Origin of the sequence: Flavobacterium sp. (genome assembly GCF_003525665.1) — a bacterium.
In the GTDB taxonomy this organism is placed as follows: Bacteria; Bacteroidota; Bacteroidia; order Flavobacteriales; family Flavobacteriaceae; genus Flavobacterium.
The window spans coordinates 1-6,135 of sequence record NZ_DQDX01000101.1 but is presented as its reverse complement, the minus strand read 5'-3'; the positions used below and the strand labels follow the sequence as shown (position 1 = coordinate 6,135).

Annotated in this window: 8 protein-coding genes; 5 read left to right on the top strand and 3 right to left on the bottom strand. The window is 32.5% G+C overall.

All coding sequences use genetic code 11. The features are described 5' to 3' along the window. The 4 genes from DIU01_RS07305 to DIU01_RS07290 all read left to right on the top strand — a co-directional run. On the top strand, positions 1-603 hold a 603-nt coding region (locus tag DIU01_RS07305; RefSeq protein ID WP_290832988.1), incomplete at its 5' end, for an HAD family phosphatase. Between the two features lie 8 nt (positions 604-611). Beyond that, positions 612-1,268, top strand: a complete 657-nt coding sequence (locus DIU01_RS07300) for an HAD family phosphatase (protein ID WP_290832986.1) — start codon at positions 612-614, stop codon at positions 1,266-1,268. A gap of 2 nt (positions 1,269-1,270) precedes the next feature. After that, entirely contained in the window at positions 1,271-1,924 is a 654-nt protein-coding gene (locus tag DIU01_RS07295; protein WP_290832984.1) for a GDSL-type esterase/lipase family protein, read from the top strand. A gap of 105 nt (positions 1,925-2,029) precedes the next feature. Beyond that, complete coding sequence (locus tag DIU01_RS07290; protein ID WP_290832982.1) at positions 2,030-2,449, top strand: endonuclease domain-containing protein; 420 nt, start codon at positions 2,030-2,032, stop codon at positions 2,447-2,449. 147 nt (positions 2,450-2,596) lie between these two features. Here DIU01_RS07290 and DIU01_RS07285 read toward each other — a convergent pair whose 3' ends face one another. Genes DIU01_RS07285 through DIU01_RS07275 form a run of 3 tightly spaced genes read right to left on the bottom strand, consistent with a single transcriptional unit; the run spans position 2,597 to position 5,117 of the window. Then, on the bottom strand, positions 2,597-3,883 hold the full coding sequence (locus DIU01_RS07285) for a deoxyribodipyrimidine photo-lyase (protein WP_290832980.1): 1,287 nt from the start codon (positions 3,881-3,883) through the stop codon (positions 2,597-2,599). Between the two features lie 28 nt (positions 3,884-3,911). Beyond that, on the bottom strand, positions 3,912-4,610 hold the full coding sequence (locus DIU01_RS07280; RefSeq protein WP_290832978.1) for an SDR family NAD(P)-dependent oxidoreductase: 699 nt from the start codon (positions 4,608-4,610) through the stop codon (positions 3,912-3,914). 27 nt (positions 4,611-4,637) lie between these two features. Then, complete coding sequence (locus DIU01_RS07275; RefSeq protein WP_290832976.1) at positions 4,638-5,117, bottom strand: SRPBCC family protein; 480 nt, start codon at positions 5,115-5,117, stop codon at positions 4,638-4,640. Between the two features lie 127 nt (positions 5,118-5,244). On the opposite strand from DIU01_RS07275, the gene DIU01_RS07270 reads away from it, so the two are divergent. After that, complete coding sequence (locus DIU01_RS07270; RefSeq protein WP_290832974.1) at positions 5,245-6,099, top strand: DUF2911 domain-containing protein; 855 nt, start codon at positions 5,245-5,247, stop codon at positions 6,097-6,099. Positions 6,100-6,135 lie beyond the last annotated feature (36 nt).

The window sequence follows — 6,135 nt, the reverse complement described above, 5'->3', positions numbered from 1 at the left end:
GTTCACAGGTATGCTTATTTTCACCATTTTAACGAATTGAATGTTGATGTAACCGACGAAATGTTTGCTACTTTCACAGGAAATTCTACTAGAAATGTTTTTCAGAAATTGAAGACTATTTTTAATTTAGAACACGAAGTTGAGGATTTAATTCAGCGAAAAAGAAACATTTTTAACGACGCTTTCGATACCAAAGCCGATTTACATTTGCTTGATGGAGTTGAAGATTTGATTAAAGATTTGCACCAAAAGGGTATTCAATTAATTGTTGCTTCATCTGCTTCAAAAGTTACTATTGATAGGGTTTTTAAGCGTTTTCATTTGCACCAATATTTTTCTGATATTGTTAGTGGCGAAGATTTTCCTAAGTCAAAACCACATCCAGCGATTTTTGAACATGCTGCTTCCTTGTCTATGGCTCCAAAAAATCAATGTATTGTGATTGAAGATTCTTCTAATGGAATTGAAGCTTCGGTTGCTGCTGGAATTTTTTGTGTTGGTTACAACAGTGAACATACAAAACTGCAAGATTTATCTAAAGCTAATTTGATAATCAATCATTTCAATGAATTATCTGCCGAAAAAATCAAGAATTTAAAATAAAATTTTCCATGATTACAACTGTAATTTTTGATATGGATGGTGTTTTGGTTAATAGCGAACCATTGCATCATGAAGTGAGTTTGGTGCAATTTGGACAATTAAATATTGAAGTCACCAACGAAATATTTGCCACATTTACAGGGAATTCAAACAAAATGATTTATCAAAAAATCAAGGATAGATTTCACCTTGATCACGAAATTGAAGACTTGATTGCCGCTAAAAACAGACTTTTTATAGAAGCATTTGATAAAAAAGAAGATCTGCATTTAATGTCTGGAGTAAAAGACTTGATTGTAGATTTATACAATAACGGAATGCAATTGGTTGTGGCATCATCATCTGAAATGGAAATAATCAATAAAGTTTTTGAACGTTTTGATTTAGATAAATATTTCAAATATAAAGTCAGTGGAAATGATTTCCCGGAATCTAAACCAAATCCAGCAATTTTCTTAAAAGCTGCCGAATTAGCTCAAACTCCAATTGAAAATTGTATCGTTATTGAAGACAGCACAAACGGAATTAAAGCAGCAAAAGCAGCCGGAATTTATTGTATTGCATATAAAAGCGAAGGTGTTGACAATCAAGATCAATCGCTGGCTGATACCGTTATTTATGATTATAGAGAATTGAATTATCAAATAATTAAAAGCATAAATTAAACATGAAAAAACTACTTTTTTATCTTTCTGTATTGTTATTTTCATTGATTTTAAATGCGCAAGAAAATCCATTTAAGAATGAGATTATTGCATTTCTAAAGCAAGATAGTATTCAAAAGCCAGAAGATGGAATGGTCCTTTTTATAGGTAGCTCTTCCTTTAGATTATGGAAAGATGTAAAGGAAGATTTCAAAAATCCTAATATTTTAAATCGGGCTTTTGGTGGAGCAACACTTCTCGATGTTATTCAGTATCAGGAAGCTGTGGCTTTACAGTACAAGCCTAAAAAGATATTTATTTATTGTGGTGAAAATGATGTTGCGAGCTCAGATAAAGTTACTCCAAAAATGGTTTTAAAGCGATTCAAGACCTTGTATAAGTCGTTACGAAATCATTTTCCAGAAACTCCAATTGTTTTCGTGTCTTTAAAACCAGCTATTTCTAGATGGGCGATGAAAGATAGAATGATCGCAACTAACAAACTAATACATGGATTTATGAAAAATAAAAAGAATGCAGTATTTGTTGATATTTGGGATGCTATGTTAGAAAACGGCGAGCCCAAAAAAGATATCTTCAAAGAAGATAATTTGCACATGAACTCACAAGGTTATGCTATTTGGGTAAAGGAAATGAATAGTTTGGTTAACGATTGATTTATGCGTTAAAAATTCTCCTCCTTTGGAGGAGTGCCTGAAAGGCGAGGTGGTTTTTATAGTTTTTAAAATAATAAATTACTAAATTTTAAAAAAAATAGTTTAATGGAAGAAATTACAGCTTACATCAACCAAATTCCAATTAAAAGGAATTTTGTTGAAAATCTTCCTTACAACAGTAAATTAAAATCGCGAGCAAGAGCTTTGCGTAAAGCAGGAAATTATTCTGAAGTTGTTTTTTGGCAACAAGTTCATAAAAATAAATTTCATTCTATTGACTTTGATAGACAGCGCATTATAGGGAACTTTATTGTTGATTTTTATATAAAAACATTAGGTCTTATTGTTGAAATTGATGGAGAAAGTCACAATGATAAAGAAGAATATGACGATATGCGTGAGGAATATTTTAAATCTTTAGGGTTAAAAATTTTTAAAACCACTAATCTAAGAGTTTTACATGACTTGGACAATGTTATGAAAGAGCTAGAAAATTTTATTATTGAGCATTTTTCTATTAAATAATTTACCACCTCGACCTTCGGCCACTCCTCCATAGGAGGAGAATATTAACCGGTAAGTATTAATTTCTCATTTGTATTATTGTTAAAATTTCCACCTCGTCCTTCGGACACTCCTCCAAAGGAGGAGAATTCTTAACGCATAAAACTACTAACCAACAGCTTCCTTGTAAACTTTTAAGCATTTTTCACGCGCTTCTTTATGATCTACAATTGGTTTTGGATAATGTATTGTTTCCAACTCGGGAATCCATTTTTTGATGTATTTCAATTCTTTATCAAATTTTTTTACTTGTTCTGTTGGATTGAAAATTCTAAAATAAGGCGCAGCATCAACGCCACTTCCAGCTGCCCATTGCCAATTTCCAACGTTGCTTGCTTGTTCGTAATCTAATAATTTTGTGGCAAAATACGTTTCACCCCAACGCCAGTCGATTAATAAATGTTTGCACAAAAAACTTGCAGTAATCATTCGCACACGATTGTGCATGTGACCTGTAGCGTTTAACTCGCGCATTCCTGCGTCCACAAAAGGATAACCGGTTTTTCCTGCGCACCATTTTTTAAATAAATCTTCATTATTTTCCCAAACAATAGCATCGTATTTTGGACGGAAACTCGATTTGTTTGTATGTGGAAAATGCCACAATATTTGCATAAAAAATTCTCTCCAAATCAATTCCTTAAAAAAGGTTTCGTTCTTGCTTTCAATCGCTTTTGCAATCATTTTTCGGATGGAAACTGCACCAAATCTTAGATAAATTCCGAGATAAGAAGTCTTATTTAAAGCAGGAAAATTTCGAGTGGCTTCATAATTGTCTATTAAACTACTTGAAATATCAAATGGTGTAACTTTGATCGAAGAAGTTTCAAATCCGATATCTGATAAACTTAAAAAAGGATAGGAGTGAAGTGCTATTTTATTTAAATAATCTTCCGAATTATAATTGACTAACTTGATTTTTTTGAAGTTTTCTTTCCATTTATTAGAATACGGAGTATAAACTACATACGGCGTTCCATCGTCTTTTACTACTTCGCTTTTTTCGAAAATAACTTGGTCTTTGCTTGTCTTAAATTCGATGTTATTCTCTTTAAACAAATGGTATAAATCTAAATCACGTTTGCGAGCATAAGGTTCATAATCGTGATTAGTGTAAACCGATTTAATAGTATTTTCTGAAATTAACTTCTGATAAACTTCAAATGGTTTTCCATGAAAAACAGCTAATGATTTACCTAGTTCCTGAAGTTGTTTCTGGATTTTTTCGAGTTGATTGTGAATGAAAGTTACGCGTGCATCGTCTTTTGGCAATTGCGACAATATCGCATCATCAAAAATGAATATGGGAAGCACTTCTTCATCAGCATTTAATGCGTGAAAAAGTCCAACATTATCGTCTAATCGTAAATCGCGTCGAAACCAGAATATGTTCATTCTACTGTTTGTTGTTTATAGTTTATTGTTATCCGTTAACCAATAAGGTTGACATTCCGCCATCTACGTGGAAGATTTGCCCCGATATCCAACTGCTTTTTTCAGACAATAAAAAACTAGCCATTTGAGCCATATCATCAGAAGTCCCAACTCTTTTCAATGGATGACGTTGCGCCGATTTTTCTTTTTTGTCGTCGTTGCTCAAGAACTTTTCTGCCAATGGCGTATCGGTTAATGATGGTGCAATTACGTTTACTCTAATTTTTGGAGCATATTCTGCAGCTAATGCTTTTGCAAATCCTTCGATAGCGCCTTTTGCAGCAGCAACACTTGTGTGGAAAGGCATTCCCATACTTGCAGCAACCGAACTAAACAGCACAATACTAGATTGATTGGAAGCCGTTAAATTAGGTAAAACTGATTGGATAACTTTCACCAAACTTATGAAATTTATTTGTAAATCTTGTTCAAAAGCTTCTGGTTTTAAGCCACGAAATGGTCGTAAATTGATACTTCCAGGACAATAAACCAATCCATCAATGACTTCGGGTAATTTAGAGGTATCTAAAGTATCTGTGGTGGCATCAAATGGAATGTGAGTAACATTCATTTCAGCAATTTCTTCATTAGTTCTAGAAGCTACAAAAACGTTATTTCCTTCTTGCAATTCTTTTGCAATGGCTAATCCAATTCCATATGAACCGCCAATTAGTAGTATATTTTTCATGATTATAATTTTGGAATTTGGAATTTATTATTTGGTATTTTTATGGTCAAATTCTCCAAACATTTCGATTAATTTTTTTCTTCTGTATTCAAATATTTCATTCAATTTAGGTTTTACTAAAAATGGATGAACCAACTGACCTAAAATTCCCATTGGAACTTTATAATCAACAATATCTTCCATTTCAACGCCACCAGGAATTTCTTTTATAAAATGTTTGTGATGCCAAAGTGCGTATGGACCAAAACGTTGTTCATCAACAAAATATTTTTTGTCTTCAACATGTGTAATTTCGGTAACCCATTTTGCTGGAATTCCTAAAATTGGCGTTACAATATATTGGATTATTTGTCCCGGAAACATTGGTCTATCTGCACCAGAAAGAATTTTGAAACCCATATATTCCGGAGTTATTTTCTGTAAATTCTTTGGATCAGATAATAAATCCCAAGCTTCATCAATGGTTATTGGTAAATTTTGTTTGGTGTGAAGTCTGTATATTTTCATTTAATTGTTGAGTTTAATTCGATGTAAAAATAGTAAATGTTTAACTATTATTTGAATTTGTTAAACAAAAATNNCAACATTTGAAGAGAATACAATTTGTAATTTTGACATTCTAAACTTAAAATATATGAAAAAAATTATTTTTGTATTGGCAATGATTCTTGCTAATTACGCTATTGAAGCACAAGTAAAAACTCCACAATCAAGTCCAAAATCGGTTGTAAGTCAGGTTGTTGGATTAACAGATGTGACTCTTGATTACTCACGTCCAAGTGCAAAAGGAAGAACTGTTTTTGGTGATTTAGTTCCTTTTGGAAAATTATGGAGAACTGGTGCAAACCAAAATTCAATGATTACTTTCAGCGAAGATGTTGTTATTAAAGGAACTACATTGAAAAAAGGAAAGTATGCTATTTTTACAACTCCAAAAGCTGACATGTGGGAAGTAATTTTTTACACTGCAACAGACAATTGGGGAACGCCAGAAAACTGGGATGTAAATAAAGTGGCGTTAAGCACAAACGTTGATCCAGTTATGTTAGGAAACAATGTTGAAACGTTTACATTAGCAATCAATAATGTTTCTAATGATAGTGCAACGTTAGATATTTCTTGGGAAAAAACTATGGTTTCTGTGAAATTTGAAGTTCCAACTCAAAAAATGGCTATCGCTAGTATTAACAAAGCATTAGCTGGTCCAACCGCTGGCGATTATTATGCTGCTGGTCAATATTACTACCAATCTAATGGTGATATGAATAAAGCGTTAGAATATGTAAACAAATCTTTTTCTATGCTAAAAGCGGGTGAAGAAGCTCCATACTGGCAATTGCGATTGAAGTCTTTAGTTCAAGCAAAATTAGGAGATAAAACTGGTGCAATTGCAACTGCAAAATTATCTTTGGCTGGTGCTGAAAAAGACGGAAATCAAGATTACGTTAAAATGAATAACGATAGTTTGAAAGAATGGAGTAAAAAATAATTTTCTCCTTTTTTAATGACTAGTCCTAAATAATCG

What these genes read in the sequence shown, in the direction of transcription:
- DIU01_RS07300 (WP_290832986.1), top strand. Translation starts at nt 612, where the DNA reads ATGATTACAACTGTAATTTTTGATATGGATGGTGTTTTGGTTAATAGC.
- DIU01_RS07295 (WP_290832984.1), top strand. Translation starts at nt 1,271, where the DNA reads ATGAAAAAACTACTTTTTTATCTTTCTGTATTGTTATTTTCATTGATT.
- DIU01_RS07290 (WP_290832982.1), top strand. Translation starts at nt 2,030, where the DNA reads ATGGAAGAAATTACAGCTTACATCAACCAAATTCCAATTAAAAGGAAT.
- DIU01_RS07285 (WP_290832980.1), bottom strand. Translation starts at nt 3,883, where the DNA reads ATGAACATATTCTGGTTTCGACGCGATTTACGATTAGACGATAATGTT.
- DIU01_RS07280 (WP_290832978.1), bottom strand. Translation starts at nt 4,610, where the DNA reads ATGAAAAATATACTACTAATTGGCGGTTCATATGGAATTGGATTAGCC.
- DIU01_RS07275 (WP_290832976.1), bottom strand. Translation starts at nt 5,117, where the DNA reads ATGAAAATATACAGACTTCACACCAAACAAAATTTACCAATAACCATT.
- DIU01_RS07270 (WP_290832974.1), top strand. Translation starts at nt 5,245, where the DNA reads ATGAAAAAAATTATTTTTGTATTGGCAATGATTCTTGCTAATTACGCT.